The organism is Streptococcus sp. Marseille-P7376, from assembly GCF_902460385.1.
Taxonomy (GTDB): domain Bacteria; phylum Bacillota; class Bacilli; order Lactobacillales; family Streptococcaceae; genus Streptococcus; species Streptococcus sinensis.
This window is the reverse complement of record NZ_CABPTS010000003.1, coordinates 121143-137059: the sequence shown is the minus strand read 5'-3', so window position 1 is coordinate 137059 and position 15917 is coordinate 121143. Positions and strand designations below refer to the sequence as shown.

Here is a 15917-nt window from a genome sequence, read left to right as displayed (position 1 = left end):
TTTGTCACTGCCTGATATGACAAATGTCATGGTTTCTAGACAGCAAAAAAGACGAGATGACTCGCCTTTTAAATATTCTTATTCTTCTTTCAAGCCGCCCAATTTCATCCCTAAAATAAACATTTCCGGAGTCGCATCTTTTATATCACTTATGCCAAAGTCTTCGAAGTAAGATAAGTCTTCTACCTTATCCACATTAATTTTCTGTAAATCCAGATCAATCACAACCTGCAATTTTTTATCAGCCGTTACCGAATAATCAGCGGAAAAACCATCTAACCGCTGAGCTTCTACAAAATCCGGATCTTCCTGCATGGCTTCGCGAATCAGTTTGGTCAGTTCATTTGGACTCATCGTAGCAGCGACATCTGTTATTTCCTGAGGAAGCTCGCTAATCAATTCCATGCGGAGATGCAGTAACTTTTTCCCTTGGTAGGTAATTGTATCTCGGTGTTCTATGCCATCAATCTTCCCAACAAGAACCTTGCTGATAATTTTCTGATTAGTGGGTGATTCTACTGAGGAGGCGTTGCTTGATGTTTGATTCGGTCGATTTGAATGCCTATTCAATAAAGCACAGCCCGACAATAAAACCGAAACTACAGCCAAAAGAAAGGCTAATCTTTTCATATTTCATTACTCCTTTTTATTTTTAGTATAACATAATATCCTTTTCCTGTCTAAGTATTTCCTGCCGCAAAGCAAAAAGGCAATCCAACGATTGCCTAAATGAATTATTCTACACTAAAAATGTATGGATAGACCGGCTGATTCCCTTGGTGGATTTCAACTTCTACATCTTCATACTCTTCCATCAGATCTTGAGCCAGACCGTTCGCCAATTCCTCATTGCCGTCTTCTCCGATATAAATGGAAACAATTTCACTGTCTTCATCCAACATCTTAGCAAAGGTTGCTTTCAAAGTTGCCAGCATATCTGGATTTGACACAACGATTTTGCCATCAACCATACCCAAGTTGTCATTTTCATGAATTTCCAAGCCATCAATCGTCGTATCGCGAACTGCAGTTGTAATGCTACCGCTGACCACATCACTCAAAGCAGCCGTCATCCGCTCATGGTTCTCTTCGATTGTTTTTCCACCATCAAAGGCCAAGAGACTCGTCAAACCTTGAGGAAGCGTACGCGTCTCAATCACTGTCGTTGGTTGCTCAAGCACCTCTGCAGCAGACTGTGCCGCCATAAAGATGTTTTTATTGTTTGGCAGGATGATGATATTGCGCGCATTGACCTGCTCAACAGCCTTGATAAAGTCCTCCGTAGAAGGGTTCATGGTCTGACCGCCAGAAATGACATAGTCCACTCCCTGAGCCTTAAAGATTTCAGCAAGACCGTCACCCGCTACTACTGCAATAATGGCATATTCTTTTTCTTCAGCTGGCTTGGTAGCTTTTTCTTCCTTTTCAAGCTGGGCTTCGTGCTGATTGCGCATGTTGTCCACTTTTACCTTAACCAGACTACCGTACTTAAGTCCTTCTTGCATGACAAGACCTGGATCTTCTGTATGGACATGGACCTTAACAATCTCATCGTCATTGACCACCAAGAGAGAATCCCCTAAATCATTTAAATAATTGCGGAATTCATCATAGTCAAAGTCCTTGACATAGGTTGGACCTTGCTTCAAAGCCACCATGATTTCTGTACAATAACCAAAAGTGATGTCTTCTGTCGCCACATGGCCTGCTACAGACTTGTGGTGCTCAGCATTGATCATCTCGGTCATCGTAGCCGGAGTCGCTTGGAAATCTTCTGATGCAATATACTCGCCAGTCAAGGCAGACAGGAAGCCTTCATAGATAAAGACCAAACCTTGACCACCAGAGTCCACAACACCGACTTCCTTGAGAACTGGCAGCATATCCGGCGTTTTAGCAAGGGCAGTCTTTGCTCCCTCAAGGGCAGCTTTCATGACCTCAACTGCATCATTTGTCGCTTCAGCTTTCTTCTTAGCACCGATAGCCGCACCGCGGGAAACAGTCAAAATCGTTCCCTCAACTGGCTTCATAACAGCCTTATAGGCCACTTCTACACCTGATTGGAAGGCACGAGCCAACTCTTTCCCATCTAACTCATCTTTTCCTTTGACACTTTGCGAAAAACCACGGAAAAGCTGAGAAGTGATAACACCAGAATTTCCACGCGCACCCATCAAGAGTCCCTTGGCAAAGATAGCAGCCACTTCACCGACCGTAGAAGCTGACTTATCCGCTACCTCTTTGGCACCATTTTCGATGGTCATGCCCATATTGGTACCTGTGTCCCCATCTGGAACTGGAAAAACATTTAACGAATTGACATATTCAGCCTGTTTATTTAAACGAGTTGATGCTGCCTGCACCATTTCTTGAAATAAACTAGTAGTAATATTTGACACGATTATTCTCCTACAACTTTAATATTTTGGATATAAACATTCACTGTGTGGGCAGTGATTCCAAGTTGATTCTCCAAACTAAACTTGACCCGTTCTTGGATGTTTTTGGAAACTTCACTGATTTTAACGCCGTAACTCAAAACGGTATAAACATCAACTGCAATGCCACCATCTTCAGTCGTTTTCACTACCACACCCTTGGCATAGTTTTCTTTACCCAAAAGTGCTTGAAAGTTGTCTTTAATTGCCTTCTTGCTGGCCATACCAACCACACCAAAAATTTCAGTCGCTGCACCGCCAACGATTGTCGCAATCACATCATCAGTCAGTTCGATTTGACCATCTTTTGTATTGATCTTTACAGTCATCATTTGTACCTCAAAAGTATTTTATAGTTTATTTTACCATATTTTAGACAGGGTGTAAAAGAGGAAGGATAGAAATAAACTGTCTAGCCTGAAAATTAAACCAACAAAAAAAGGAAAGAAAGAAATCTTTCCAATCCCTTTTATACATTAAACGCGTTCAACTTTACCTGACTTAAGCGCGCGAGCTGAAGCCCAAACTTTTTTAGGTTTTCCGTCAATCAAAACAGTAACTTTTTGAAGATTTGGTTTAACAGCGCGTTTTGTTTGGTTCATCGCGTGAGAGCGGTTGTTTCCAGATACAGTCTTACGACCTGTAAAGTAACATACTTTAGCCATTATCGTGTTTCCTCCTATTAGATCTAATATTACGGATGTGCTAGCACCACATACCGTACTATATTATCAAAAAACTCACTATTTGGCAAGTAAATTTTCCCAAACTTTGTAAAATGTGACAATAATCCGTTTTCAAATATAAACAATCTTCAAAGTTCCAAAGGCAATATCGCCGCGTATATACAAGGTTTTATCCTTTTCATTGACATTATGCGGATTAACGACTGTACCGAAAGCATTATCCACATTTAGCTCTACCCGCCAGTTGCTCGGAATGTATAGCGTCGCACTACCGAAAGACAGATCTACTTCAAAAGTTGCTGACTCCTCTACAATGGTTGCATTATCAAAGTAAACTGATGCACTGCCAAAAGTACAGTCTAACTTCTCGTAGGTAAAATTATCCGAGTTGATATAGCGAGTGCCGCTACCAAAGGAAATTTCCCCCTCAGTCGTGGATAGGCCTTTTCTAGAAAAATGACGATAGCACCAAATCTTTCGAGGCTTAAAAATCATATTTAAACCAATACAAGCCAGAATACCGCCCAAAACCAAGGTTCCTGTAGAAATGGCTAAAAAGTGGTAGACAGAATTGGCAATAATCAGGGCAATCATCGACATGACGAGACCGGTGCCAAAGTCGCCCTCTAAGAAATTTTCCAAGGAAAAATAGACAAACATACCAATCAAAAGCAAAGGCCAAATATTGAAATTGAACATAGGAATACCAAAGTTTCCCTGAAGCAAAACCCAGCCCGCCAAGACCAAAAAACCGATTCCCAAAATTGTTTTTTTCATGATGATTACCTCACTTCACTTAACTTTTCTTTTAACAACTGATAATAATGCCTTGAAACATGCACTTTCTTATGCGTTTTAGAAAACTGTACAGAACTGGTGCCTGAGAAAGACTTTTCCAAAGAGTAGATTGCCTTAGCATTCACAATGGTTGATTTGGAAATCCTGCAAAAATAGCGGGGAAGTAATTCCTCCAATTCGTAGAGTTTCAACTTGACTTCATAAGCATCGTTGTGAGCATGGGCAAATATTTTAGCTCCATCGGTCTCAAAAAAGAGAATCTCCGCTAACTCCACAAAATACTCACTACTTTCCTTATAAAAGAGGATGGTGGGAGCAGCAGATTCTTCTAGGACATCTTGAATTTTTTGAATTCGTTCATCAATCCGAGATACTCGAATCACTAATTCTGTATCAGCTAAACTGTCATCTAGCTCAATCCGAACTTTCATATGCACTCCTCCCCTCTTTCTATTTTTATTATAACAATTCCTTGAAAAGAAACAAGGGATTTTCAGTAAGTGGTCAATATCGACTGGTAAGTGGTTAAATCGACTAGGTGAACATTCCGTTTCTTCACAAGTAAAAAAAAGAAACCTTGGCTTAACAAGATTTCCCTTTATAAACATGCCGATTGCAAACATTTATCACACTATTTGTCAGGAATTAACTAACAAGAAAGATTATTTTAACTGACTTTTATAATTTTATTTCAGATAAATAAGGTTAATCTTTAAAATAATTTGGGGCGGATTTGGGGCGAAATCAGACCAGCATCGCTGCCAGTCTGCCAAGTCCGCCAGAACGGAGATTTTTGAGATTTTCCGTTTAAACGAAAAACCGTTCATTTGAACGGCTTTTTAATGCTTCTTAATTTAAATATTCGCGATTTAGATTGTATTTTCGTAGTCATATTTGACTATCTGCTTTCATTTCAGAAAGCACCGAACTTGTTAGAACTTTTTCAGCGATGTCTCCTTCTTCGATATCTTCTGCAGAGTAGTAATAATCAATAATTGGGCACTTTTCAAGTAGTTCATTGTATTCACCGCGAACAATATAGAGATAGTCACTTGTTAGGTCTTCATCTATATCAGCTTCCAGCGCTGCTATCAGCTCACTATAATCATAACTAAAACGATAATTCCCAGCGTCTATCCAAGACTGTGCTCTCATAGCGACTTCAAGACTTAATTTATTAAAATCTTTCTTTCCGTTTCTCAAAAGAGAAATCGAGCTCTCTTGTATCCCAATAGCTTTTGATAAGCTATAAGCTGAGACGGCCTTGTTCATCAAGACCATCTCAACCCTACTCGTGTTAATTTTCATTAAATCACCTCAAATTCTTGGTAATATGCTTGGCTGTTACATCCACGGATCACGTTCTCAATTTCTTTATCTGTTAGATTTCTTAATAATTCGTTCCAGTCTAGATTTTCAAGTTCTTGTAAAACCTCGTCTACATTTTCAACATCGTTCAAGCGTTCCTCTAAATCTGAGACGATTGAAGAGACATATCCAAGCTCATGAAATAGTTGGGAGTCGGTGTCGGTATAGTCTCCGATATAGCCTTTGTCTACTAGCTTTTCTAATAACTCAAAGTAGCTATCGGCTTCCACTGTCTTAATCCAACGTCCGTCTGTGCTTTTACCAGTCCATTTAATCATTTTATTTTACCTTGTAGCTTTTTGCTACCCTTTCCTTATCTTGATTATATTATATTATTTTACTTGACGTTCGTCAAGTATTTTTATCAACTTTTTTTAATTTTTTTAAAAAATTTTGCAAATAAAAAAAGCCCCAGCCTTTCGGCCGGGGTTAGATGACTTATTATTTTCTTTCTTTTATTATTTTTTTAGATTAAAATTTAAGTTTTGTTTTATTTTTCTCACAGTTTCCGCTGCGGTTACATTTCGGTAGCATCGACCAGATAGGCATCTTCTACCCACTGGTCAGATTGAGGATGGTTGATGCGTGACCAACCGTTAACTTTTTCGTAAACTCGTACTCGAGTCCCTACAGGGAGAAATTCTTTGTCCGGGCTAGCCGAACTTGGGGCGGATTCGACCCAATAGTCATCTGCTAAGCTCGCCTCGTAATAAGGCATATCAGAGTTTGCCAGCGGGGTGTTCACATCCAGCTCGTGCTCAAATTGAGATGTAGCTGCCTGCTGGATAGCTGGTGCAGACTGCGTTGGTGTTGGTGCGCCTGTGTAGCGATAAGCGTAGATGTACGGGCATCCGTTGTACTCCCAGATTTGGTCATGGTTGTTGACTGTGATGCCGTTATATCCATAGTTACAGTGGATGATGTTTTCTGCATCTACAAAGATGCCTGTGTGCCCGCCTGCGCCAGTGCTATAGCCACGTTGACCCCAGATAAAGATATCTCCACGCTGGGCATCCCAGCCTTGATTTTCGGCGATGAGCTGATAGCCATTTTGAGTGAGCCAGTCGTGCATATACTCTGTATTGACTGCCCAACCGTGGTCAGACGCTCCAGCAGAGCGCAGGGCGAAGTAAACAGACGAGCTACAGTCATAGCTAGATGGACCGTTTCGATAGTCCATGGAGTAGGTGACCGCTCCTTCACGAGCTGCCATCCACGCTACCGATTGTTCGACGTTAATTCCCATAATTATTTTCCTTTCAATTTTTCAAACGCCGCAAGCCAAAAGTAGCCAGCAGCAAAAGCAAAAAGAGCAGGCTCTGAAGCTTGCTCTTTTATGTTATTTTTTTTCATTTTTTTGAACTCGAGATTTTTTCGACAAATTCCCGGAAAAAGGCTGTATTGATGCCTAGCTTATCAAAGTTTTCTAAAATTGATTTAAGCTCAAAGAATAGATACCCGAAATAAAGTATCTGTAGGGCTCCCAGTCCAATTCCTTCAGGGAGCAAGATAGAGAGTGGGATGCAGAATGCTAGCAAAGCAATGCTAGCGATCTTGCGAATAATCCCGTTAATCCCTTCCTTGCTGAGAAATTTAATGTCGGGGTTGAGCTTTGCGGCCAGTGTCCCAGTCAGAAAGTCAATGGTCATGGCGCCCATGATAAGCGCCAATGTAAAGACAATTAGCTTGTCCTGCGTATTAATTAGGTCACGCAAACTGTGTGACCATTCTAAAGCATTAGAATACATACATCACCCCTTCTTTTCTTTCTCAGCTGCTTCCAGCTCTGCGATAATCGCATCCTCTGCGGCATAGACCGCGTCTTGGAATGCCTGCTCTTGTTTCCGTACTTCGCGACGATTGGCCGCGTAAACTTCGGCATTATCGACCCAATCGTTAGGTGTTGTTACACCTTTGTCGTCAATATCCGCTGTCATTGTCTTGACGACCGTGTCGTCGATTTTAATGCGGCCTACAAGCTTCGTTGTTTTGATAAGTTCTAGCGTCATGATTATTCTCCTTCTTTAGCTGGTTTTGTTTGTTCTTCAAGCAAAGCTTCCAGCTCTTCAACTTTCGCTTGCAATTCAGCATTTTTGTCCTGCTCTAGGATGAGCAGAGCTTTCAGCTCAATTTCTCCCAGAGTGTTATCTGCTAGCCGATTCTTATACTCAGCTAGCATGAGATTGTACAGTTTATTATCCATAAATTCCTTTCTAAATGAGTTTCCCGTTAGGTATGTTTCCGACGATAGGGAAATCGTCAACGGTAGTATAGCTAACGGTACCAGACCAAACACGGTTTCCAGTTTTGTTGTTTGTGTACCTGATAGATCCATCAGTCTCTAGATGGACTATACAGGTCGCGTCAATCGTGTTATTGACGTTTCCAGTCAATGTCAAATGTGCTTGCGAGATTGGCCGGAACCCATCCGGAATCCTCTCACTAGCACGAGCGTTCTCTACGATTTGAGCGATATTGGTGATAATCCGCGTCACAGATATTGTGACTAGATTCCCAATCCGAACGAAGGTTGCGCCGACCCCCCACATGAGATTAGATGTCGCCTGCAGCCTTATTTTCTGCAAAGCAACGTCAATACTAAGCATAGAGTAGGAGTTTGAGTACCCCAAACTCCAAGAGCCTGTGCCCCCTTGTGCCTGAGTATGATTAATCTTTTGAAATTCCATGACTTCAGGAGACACCCTCATGGTATGGCTTAGCCTATTTTGATTGTCGTAAGCATTCATTAAGATGCCATTTGGCAGCATCATGATTTCCTCTTTTGGAATGTGAATCCTTGGACCAGACGTGTTGCGATTCGTGATTTTGATATTGTCACCAATCACAATCTCCCCTTCTGTGTATTGGGTTTGGTAGGTGTTGACAATCTCTCCCGACCTAACCTTCCCAAGTTTAGCACTCAGAGCGGATAGCTCGCCCTCAATTTTGAGCTTATCCGCAGTGACAGACCCGTTGACAATCATATCCGCCTTAACCTTGAGCAAGCGGGCGATGATTTCCACGTATTCCGGCCGCTGAGCAATCAAGCTGGCCAAAGTCTGGCCGTTGACAATCTTTTCAGCGCTGGAGATGATGCCGCCCTCATTGATGCGGATTTGAGCCTTTTTGACAACGCTGTTGCTTAACTCCTGGACAGCTTGCGTGATTTGGTTGGCCCGCTGGGTTAGCTCGGTTTGTGAGACCTTTCCGCCGAGCTCCTGCTTGACGGAGGCTATCTGACCATCTACTCCTTGTTGGTACTGCGCCAATCTTGTTTCGGAGTTGGTCTTCAGCTCCTCGAATCGCCTGTTAATGCCTTTCGCATCCTCCGTATATGTAGTCTTAGCTACATAGCCGGCCTCGATGGTCTGGCGCAGAGCAGTCAGTTGACGTGCTGTCTCCTCGCGGCTGTAAGTGCGCAGAGCCTCAGCTCGTGTGCCATCTGCACTGACATACGACTGGACAGCCGTCAGGTCAATTCGCAACCCCTGAGCCGTGCGCTCAAAGGTCGCCTTAGCCTCTGTGATGAGGCTTTCTACATCCTCTGGCGCTTTTGACCAGTCTGACGGCAGCACGCTTTTTTCGATTTTAAGATACTCCGCCACACTATCATTGGGTGACAGCTTCGACAAAACACCCGTAAAGAGATAGTCTTCGTTTAGTTTTAACAGCGAGGAGTCTCTGCAGATTAACTTCGCGTCCTCCTTGTTGCTGTTAAATTTAATAATAAATTCCCTGTACGGCTTTTTAATTTTAAAGGCTTTTTTAAACGCCCCTAGTGCGTTGATGGAGGCGACGGATGTATAACTACCATCCTCCCACATAAACTGCAATTGTAGAGACGTGGTATTTGTGTTTTTGTCCGTCTTGCCGGCGAATCTATACGTATCTTTTTCAAAGGTTGACTTGACACAATGTGTATTAAACTCGCCTATAAGGTTCCGCCCACCTACAGACAGGCTGGCAATTTCCTCCCGAATCCTGTCTGCGGTCTGCTCGACCTCTGTCTTGCTGGCCTTGTCGCCAAGCTGGCCCGTTATTCGAGCTAAACTTTGCGTGTTTGACTGCTCGTAGACCGTCTGCTGGGTACGGATAGTACCCAGTTCAGAGCGCAGATTCTCAATCTTCGCTCCGCTCTCTGCTTTTGCTTGCAGCAAGCCAGACTTAACCCCCGCCAGCTCATTTTGAGCAGCAGTTACAGCTTCCCTAAGCTCCGAGGTGTCAGCTGGGTCTCCTCGCTCTCCCTTTGGTCCTTGTGGTCCTGGATCTCCCTGAGGTCCACGTTCGCCTTGAGGGCCTATAGCTCCAGTCTCTCCTTTGTCGCCTTTGGCTCCTGGGTCTCCTTTAGCTCCATTTTGACCATCGTTAACATTAGTAAAACTCAGCTGCTCTCTAGCTACTTCCTGTCCTTTTACCAAGGCTATAGCCGTCAAGGTGAGCGATTCCCTCATCCCTGCCGCTGTGACCTTGTGACTAAGGGCTTGCCCAAAGTCCTCATTGTCAACCAGCCACTTCCAGGTACATTCCACAGTCTTATTGCCTTTTTTGAGTGTCGGAAAAACTGTGGATTCACCTTGGTTGTTTTTAAATATATGGCCGTTATCGGTAGCTAGCTTAATGATATAGGGAGCTGCCTCTTCGGCCAGTTCCTCTACCCGTTTCAGCAATTCACTAGCTATCTGACTAGACTTTCGCTCAAAGTTTGTCAGGGTCGTTTTGTCTACATTGGCTCCAAGTAAGGACTCTGTCTGCTCACTAATCCGTGCTTGTACATAGAGGGGTGGGGCATAATGTTCTGAGTCAATCAGCGTCAGCGTGTCCCCAATCTCTCCGTCGACTTTGCCCTCGGTGCTGTACTCAATTTTAGGTACACAGCGTTTTTTTAGCTCTGACAGCAGATATCCAAACAGAGCCTCTTTTGAGGAATGCTCTGTCTCGCCATTTTCTAGGATAATCCATCCATCATCCGTCTTTTTGGTAACGGACGGAAATTGGTCACGAGATTGTGGAGCGTAGATAGTATTTCCTCGGCTATAGAAGAGGAGTTTCCCCTTATCATCATAGATCTTCTTATCAAGACCAGCGATGGTCAAGCCGTCTTTTCCGCTTCCTCTGATAGCCGTCTTGATGTCGTTGATATCATCTGAGTAGTTAATGACTTTCAGGTCCTTTCCTACTCTAATAGGGAGTCCAGTCTTGACCTTTCCGAGGTTGCCAGCTCGGTAGATATTGAGGACATGGCGTTTCAGCGAGTAGTCGCTATTTAATTCTGTCACAAACTCAAGCTCAGCCCCAAAACTATTAGCGATAGAGTAGAGCCGAGCTAGCACCGTGTCAGTACCTGACCATTCTAGCTTGATGGTCTTGTCAGCAACCTCATTGATGCCGATTTCCAGCGAGTGCTCAGGATCAAAAGTATCCACATACTCCCGTATGCTCATAGCTTTGACAGCCTTGTAGGCTCCCCGCTTCTCCTCGTTAGCTTCCAGACTCAAAGAGTAAGCCGTTATTTCCATTTGATAACCTGTCTTCCTGACAGATTTGATGGTCATCCAGTAGTCCTTACCCTTATACCTAAATGCTAAACGACAACCGCTTTTGACTTTGGTGATGTCTTTTGAGCGGTATTTAATGACCAAGTAGCTACATGAGCCTTTTAAAAATCTAGTCAGATCGGCTGCATGGTACTTGATCCCATTTTGATTATCAAAAAAACCGATAACATGCGTGTCAGTTGAGTCTCTAATAGCAATTCTTACGTTATTTTTCACTACGTCCAAGCCTCCTCAATCTCAGCATAAGCACTAGCCACCTCAGAGAAACTAGAGACTAACAGCTGTACTTTCGTTTCTCCAGGTGGCGCTAAGAAAAACTGTGACCCCAAAATCTCATCATCAGGAGCTAGCAAGCCATTGACATATAGCCTGCCTAGTTCATCCTGATTGATCTCACCGGTCGCATCAATATAGAGCTCAGACCCAGCAGGATAGCGATTGGGCACATCGCGCCAAAAAGGGACATTCAACTTCCAAAACGAAAAATCGTTTAGGTATTGATGCGTCACGATTTGACTCGTTGTATTCATACCGTTTACCTGACCACAAAAGAATTGTACTTTTGCAGCCTGCTTGTCCTTGATGCCAGATTCAAAGAAAGGGAAATACTGACCATACCAAAAGAAGGTGACTTTATCTCCTTCTTTTCGCAAGTCAAACATATTTCTATTTTTATTTCTGGCCTCTGTCCCATAAGGGTTGTCCACTAACAAAAAGCTTGGGGTGAAGTCAATCACATGTTTTGCCTGACTTCCACCCTTACCATCTCCGAGAAGAAAAATAACTTTAGCACGATTGCCGACACGGTCATACTTTTCAATGGCCATCCCAGCGATAAACTTGTTCTCACTATCCACCACAGACAGGCACCAAGCCCCAGTCTGCCCCATCAAGCCAGTTTCAAACCAGGCACGAGCCCAGATATACCATTCTGTCGCCCTATCGGATAAGGTCAGCTCTTTAATAGCGCCGTACCAGTTGCTATTCGCTGTATTTTTAAATCCGCTGGGTAAGATACCCAGACGACCATTAAAAGCTGTATCTGCGGACATTGTCGTCACAGCCTTTTTATTCACATTCTCATAAAAGACTGTTCCATTTTGCCAGTTAGAAAAGTTTCCAGCTTGATTACTTGCCAATAAGACATTTTTCTTTTCTTGGACAAAATCTGCCTCGTCATATTTTCCATATTGGATAGCTCCAAATTGACTGGCGATGGCTACAAAACCAGACTCTTTCTTGAGCTTGATTTTGTAGTTGACAGGTACAGGCTCACTGCCAGTGTTGACAATGGTTGCTTCACAAACCCCTTGAGCATTTTTCGCAAAATCAAAGCGTTTAGGATTCAGAGCGTGTCCCAAACCATCTGCGACTGTAAAATTAACAGTCCCTTTACCATTAAATCGAATCTCTTTAAAATCTAGGTCTCCGTTTGGAATAGCATAAAAGACGCGATCAGGAAGATGGCTGAAAGTCAGCTTTTTCGGCTCCGATACATTCAGAGCCTTCTGCAAAGCATCATAATCAGCCACACCATCATACTTCACATAAAACGGCACAGGAATCTTCTTCGCCTTCTTTCGAATCTTGACGAATTCAGCTCCATTTAGGTTTGGATGCTCTTCAAAGGTTGGGTCATAGTCTGCGCCACTAAAGATGGTGAACCCATCTAAAACAGTAATCCATTGAGTCAATTCGACATCGTTAAAATGTACTTTTATCAATTAAGTCCACCCCAATCCATCGACAGCTTTAAGGATAGCCTGTCGCTTTTCTTGTTCCTCAGATATTGGTTCCGCTAATATCTGAGAGACTTCTCTAGTATCTACTTGGTTAGATACGATAATTGGCCGATTGGCCAGTTTAGCAATGGTATCAATCAGTGATTCCCTATCACGGTCAGCCGTTTCCAGCACCTGATCAGATAGCCTGCCAGATGTCAAGGCCACTTGCACCTCCCGATTTGCCAAAACTCCCAAATCAGGAGCTAGGATTTCATCTTCAAAGCTGTCAGCAATCGAACCAGCCATCCCACTGACGGTCTTCTTGACCGCCTTAAATTTATCTTTCAACCCTTCATCAAGACCACCCATGATAGCCTTACCAGCTGGGATCAAGAGCTTGCGGTCATATTCGATAGGTCCCTTGTGGTCACGGATCCAGCCTGCGATACCACCGACAAAGTTTGTCACTCCATCCCAAGCAGATTTTAAACCGCCCAAGAATCCATCAAGTATAGCTTTCCCAGCATCCCATAGATTGATATTGGCTAAACCGTCGAATATATTTGTAACTTTATTAACAACATTAGTGACACCTTGTGTCAAGCTATCCCAAGCTTGTTGAGCTCCTTGGATGAAGCCATTAATGATAGCAAGGACACCTGATTTCAGGGCATTCCATCCATTTATAGCGGCCGACTTGATGCTTTCCCACAGACCAGATAGGAAGCTCACAAAACCATTCCAGATATTTTGTGCCCCCTGTACGAGGCCTGTTATCAAGCCTGTTACAACAGACTTGATAAACTCCCAAACCGATGAAGCTGCACTTTTCAAAAATTCCCAAATCGCAATAAGGCTAGTTGCAAAATTTTCGAAAACAGCTTTCCCATAGCCGACAATGGCATCCACTACACCAGAGAAATATGTTTTGATTCCTTCCCAAATGAGAGAGACACCGTTTTTAATCCCGTCCCAGATCAGCCCTAGATCAGCACCTAATTGGTCGAAGTTCCCAGTGACTAGGTCAAAGATGATTAGGATAGCGCCTAAGACAATGGACTTAATAATCTCCCAAGCGCCTTGGAAAATCATTTTTATCCCTTCCCAGACTTGGGAAAGCCCATCTGAGATTCCGTTCCACAGATTTAAAAAACCATCAATAAAAGGCTGGACGATAGACATGATTGTCGTTGTGAATTGATTCCAGGCAATCGAAGCAGCCGTTTCCAGCGCAAGCCATAAAGCAGAGAAGAATTCTCCAATTCCATTCCACAAATTTTTTAGGTACTCAACAGTTGAACTCCATGCCTCAGACACACCAGACCAAAGGTTATTAGCTCCCTCAGAAATGCCAGACCATAAACCACTAAAGAACTCAGCTATTCCCTGCCAAGCTCCTACAATCCAGTCTACAAACCCAGACCAAATTTTCTTTCCAAGTTCTGTCTGAGTAAAGAACCAGACTAGTCCAGCCACTAATGCAGAAATGGCGACTATCAGAGCACCAATAGGATTAGCAGAAATAACCGCAAAGAGTCCCGAAGCAGCAACTTTAACGGCCGTTAAAGCCGCTCCGAATCCAGTGATGATAGCTTTAACTGTTGCCACAACTTTAAACGCAAGGAAACCACCCAATAGACCAGCTAGGACAGTCTTTAATCCGTCAAGAGCCATAGGGCTATCTTTCAACCATCCAGTAAAAGCTTTCAGCTTTTCAGCAGCCCCTCTGATAAAGCCCGTCACTGCTTCAAAAGCACTTCCTAAGAGATTAACTCCCTGCTCACTACCAGCGATGCCAAATAAATCTCCAATGAAACTACCAACAATCCCAGCAATATTGCCAATAGTCGCCCCGATATTCTCAAAGGCTACACGAATGTTCTCTCCTATATTGACTATGCTTGCTGCGGTCTTCTCGTCTATCCCTAATTGCGTCAGAAAGTTGATATTATCCTTTTTACTTAATGACCCAAAAATCATGTCGTAGAGTGTACTTGCGACACCTCCGATTTTTTCAAATACATCATAAAGTTCTTCCATGATGGATTGAGCGATATAGTCACCAAATACTGCACTCAAACCTTCCTCAAGCGCAAATCCAATCACTTGTGGAAGACCACTCAGCACATTCCCAATCATTGGAAGAAAATTATCAACAATAAATGTTTTCGTAGTATCATATAGAGCCCGTAAGGACGGCCCGATATTCTGCCCCAAGGCCAACTGACCAAGCACATTCTGCGCCGCCGCTTTCATAGCAGCAAAGGACCCGCTAAAGGTTGATGCCGCCTCTTTAGCAGTCGTCCCTGTGATATCCAGATTTTCCTGGATAGCATGGATGGCATTGTAAACATCAGATAGGTTGTTGATGTCGTATTTGACACCAGTCAGCTTCTCAGCGTCAGCCAAGAGCCGTTCCATTTCGGATTTAGTACCACCGTAGCCAAGCTTGAGGTTATCAAGCATGGTGTAGTTCTGCTTAGCAAACCCCTGATAGGCATCTTGGATCCGCCCCATGTCCGTACCCATTTTATTGGCATTATCGGACATATCTACCATGGCCATGTTGGCCACATCAGCAGCTTTCGCTGTATCTCCACCTAAAGATTGCAGGAGGCTTGCGGAGAATCCTGTTACATTCTCCATGTAAGCATTGGCTGACAGTCCTGTTGTCTTATATGCTTCAGCAGCATATTTCTTGACCGTGTCAGCACTACCCTTGAAAAGAGTCTCAACCCCTCCTAAAGATTGTTGGAGGGCTGCCCCCTCATGAATAGCCGCTGAAAAGGCCTTACCAATTCCAGCCGCTGCAATCGCTTTTGTCGCCACGCTGACCAAACTAGCTCCTAGCGATTGCCCAGCACTTTGACCAGCAGCCGACGCCTCTGGATTTAGAATAGCTTGGATTTTCCCAGTTATTCCTCTTGCAGATGGAATCAACTGCACATAAGCTTGTGCGATTTCTGTAGCCACTACTTCTCACCTCCTAACCCGTCTAAGATTCGTTGACGATACGCTTCAAATTCCTCACCAGAACTAAAGACCATCTCATCCCTTTCTTTCTCTTCTCCAATCAGCTTCTGAGCTATCATGGTTGGCCTGTTGGCACCCTTTTGACCATCTTTGGTCTTAAACCAGACGAGCGTTGAAAGTCTATCCAGCGTACTAGCCATCAGCAAAGTCTCAAAAGGCACCTTCTGATTACTCAAAGCCATCTTGATCCGAGAGTCCTCTTTTAAACCAAAAGCAAAGATAGCTACCTGTTTCGCAGGTAGCTGCCTATAATCATAAATGCCATAGGTTTCAGCGAGGTCACAGATGAGAGCATCTTCATCTAGGTTGATCATT

Annotated in this window: 16 protein-coding genes; all 16 read right to left on the bottom strand. The window is 43.5% G+C overall.

Features of this window, described 5'->3' with window-relative positions; translation table 11 throughout:
- Window positions 1–78 precede the first annotated feature (78 nt).
- The 16 genes from FZ952_RS03390 to FZ952_RS03315 all read right to left on the bottom strand — a co-directional run bounded on the left by FZ952_RS03390 (window position 79) and on the right by FZ952_RS03315 (window position 15916).
- Complete coding sequence (locus FZ952_RS03390) at window positions 79–630, bottom strand: SP0191 family lipoprotein (protein WP_148880605.1); 552 nt, start codon at window positions 628–630, stop codon at window positions 79–81.
- A gap of 104 nt (window positions 631–734) precedes the next feature.
- A complete protein-coding gene (locus FZ952_RS03385; RefSeq protein ID WP_148880604.1) occupies window positions 735–2399 on the bottom strand; it encodes a DAK2 domain-containing protein in 1665 nt (554 codons plus the stop codon).
- A 2-nt stretch (window positions 2400–2401) separates the two neighbouring features.
- Window positions 2402–2767 (bottom strand): Asp23/Gls24 family envelope stress response protein, encoded by a 366-nt coding sequence (locus FZ952_RS03380; protein WP_037616174.1) that lies wholly within the window; start codon window positions 2765–2767, stop codon window positions 2402–2404.
- A gap of 147 nt (window positions 2768–2914) precedes the next feature.
- Complete coding sequence (gene rpmB, locus FZ952_RS03375) at window positions 2915–3103, bottom strand: 50S ribosomal protein L28 (RefSeq protein ID WP_001140948.1); 189 nt, start codon at window positions 3101–3103, stop codon at window positions 2915–2917.
- A 132-nt stretch (window positions 3104–3235) separates the two neighbouring features.
- On the bottom strand, window positions 3236–3901 hold the full coding sequence (locus FZ952_RS03370) for a LiaF transmembrane domain-containing protein (RefSeq protein ID WP_062200347.1): 666 nt from the start codon (window positions 3899–3901) through the stop codon (window positions 3236–3238).
- A gap of 5 nt (window positions 3902–3906) precedes the next feature.
- Entirely contained in the window at window positions 3907–4353 is a 447-nt protein-coding gene (locus FZ952_RS03365) for a LytTR family DNA-binding domain-containing protein (RefSeq protein ID WP_062200345.1), read from the bottom strand.
- A gap of 457 nt (window positions 4354–4810) precedes the next feature.
- Window positions 4811–5230, bottom strand: coding sequence for a hypothetical protein (locus FZ952_RS03360; RefSeq protein ID WP_148880603.1), 420 nt, complete (start codon window positions 5228–5230; stop codon window positions 4811–4813).
- Window positions 5230–5568, bottom strand: coding sequence for a hypothetical protein (locus tag FZ952_RS03355; protein ID WP_148880602.1), 339 nt, complete (start codon window positions 5566–5568; stop codon window positions 5230–5232). The genes FZ952_RS03360 and FZ952_RS03355 overlap by 1 nt, the downstream gene beginning before the upstream one ends.
- A 239-nt stretch (window positions 5569–5807) precedes the next feature.
- Window positions 5808–6536, bottom strand: coding sequence for a peptidoglycan amidohydrolase family protein (locus tag FZ952_RS03350; protein WP_148880601.1), 729 nt, complete (start codon window positions 6534–6536; stop codon window positions 5808–5810).
- A gap of 103 nt (window positions 6537–6639) precedes the next feature.
- Window positions 6640–7038 (bottom strand): phage holin family protein, encoded by a 399-nt coding sequence (locus FZ952_RS03345; protein ID WP_148880600.1) that lies wholly within the window; start codon window positions 7036–7038, stop codon window positions 6640–6642.
- A gap of 3 nt (window positions 7039–7041) precedes the next feature.
- Window positions 7042–7299: a hypothetical protein gene (locus FZ952_RS03340; RefSeq protein WP_148880599.1), complete on the bottom strand. Its 258-nt coding sequence runs from the start codon at window positions 7297–7299 to the stop codon at window positions 7042–7044.
- Window positions 7300–7301: 2 nt separating this feature from the next.
- Window positions 7302–7493 (bottom strand): hypothetical protein, encoded by a 192-nt coding sequence (locus FZ952_RS03335; RefSeq protein ID WP_148880598.1) that lies wholly within the window; start codon window positions 7491–7493, stop codon window positions 7302–7304.
- A gap of 10 nt (window positions 7494–7503) precedes the next feature.
- The gene (locus tag FZ952_RS03330; protein ID WP_148880597.1) at window positions 7504–11061 is read right to left on the bottom strand and encodes a phage tail protein; all 3558 of its coding nucleotides are present in this window, start codon (window positions 11059–11061) and stop codon (window positions 7504–7506) included.
- The gene (locus FZ952_RS03325) at window positions 11061–12569 is read right to left on the bottom strand and encodes a distal tail protein Dit (RefSeq protein WP_187423859.1); all 1509 of its coding nucleotides are present in this window, start codon (window positions 12567–12569) and stop codon (window positions 11061–11063) included. Before FZ952_RS03325 ends, FZ952_RS03330 begins: the two co-directional genes overlap by 1 nt.
- Entirely contained in the window at window positions 12570–15542 is a 2973-nt protein-coding gene (locus tag FZ952_RS03320) for a PblA (RefSeq protein WP_148880596.1), read from the bottom strand. It abuts the gene before it with no gap.
- Window positions 15542–15916 (bottom strand): DUF5361 domain-containing protein, encoded by a 375-nt coding sequence (locus tag FZ952_RS03315; RefSeq protein ID WP_148880595.1) that lies wholly within the window; start codon window positions 15914–15916, stop codon window positions 15542–15544. The genes FZ952_RS03320 and FZ952_RS03315 overlap by 1 nt, the downstream gene beginning before the upstream one ends.
- Window position 15917: the final 1 nt, after the last annotated feature.

Bases quoted from the DNA above. Each gene is read 5' to 3' on its own strand.
- FZ952_RS03370 (WP_062200347.1), bottom strand. From the start codon at position 3,901: ATGAAAAAAACAATTTTGGGAATCGGTTTTTTGGTCTTGGCGGGCTGG.
- FZ952_RS03380 (WP_037616174.1), bottom strand. From the start codon at position 2,767: ATGACTGTAAAGATCAATACAAAAGATGGTCAAATCGAACTGACTGAT.
- FZ952_RS03355 (WP_148880602.1), bottom strand. From the start codon at position 5,568: ATGATTAAATGGACTGGTAAAAGCACAGACGGACGTTGGATTAAGACA.
- FZ952_RS03335 (WP_148880598.1), bottom strand. From the start codon at position 7,493: ATGGATAATAAACTGTACAATCTCATGCTAGCTGAGTATAAGAATCGG.
- FZ952_RS03315 (WP_148880595.1), bottom strand. From the start codon at position 15,916: ATGATCAACCTAGATGAAGATGCTCTCATCTGTGACCTCGCTGAAACC.
- FZ952_RS03365 (WP_062200345.1), bottom strand. From the start codon at position 4,353: ATGAAAGTTCGGATTGAGCTAGATGACAGTTTAGCTGATACAGAATTA.
- FZ952_RS03340 (WP_148880599.1), bottom strand. From the start codon at position 7,299: ATGACGCTAGAACTTATCAAAACAACGAAGCTTGTAGGCCGCATTAAA.
- rpmB (WP_001140948.1), bottom strand. From the start codon at position 3,103: ATGGCTAAAGTATGTTACTTTACAGGTCGTAAGACTGTATCTGGAAAC.
- FZ952_RS03350 (WP_148880601.1), bottom strand. From the start codon at position 6,536: ATGGGAATTAACGTCGAACAATCGGTAGCGTGGATGGCAGCTCGTGAA.
- FZ952_RS03360 (WP_148880603.1), bottom strand. From the start codon at position 5,230: ATGAAAATTAACACGAGTAGGGTTGAGATGGTCTTGATGAACAAGGCC.
- FZ952_RS03345 (WP_148880600.1), bottom strand. From the start codon at position 7,038: ATGTATTCTAATGCTTTAGAATGGTCACACAGTTTGCGTGACCTAATT.
- FZ952_RS03390 (WP_148880605.1), bottom strand. From the start codon at position 630: ATGAAAAGATTAGCCTTTCTTTTGGCTGTAGTTTCGGTTTTATTGTCG.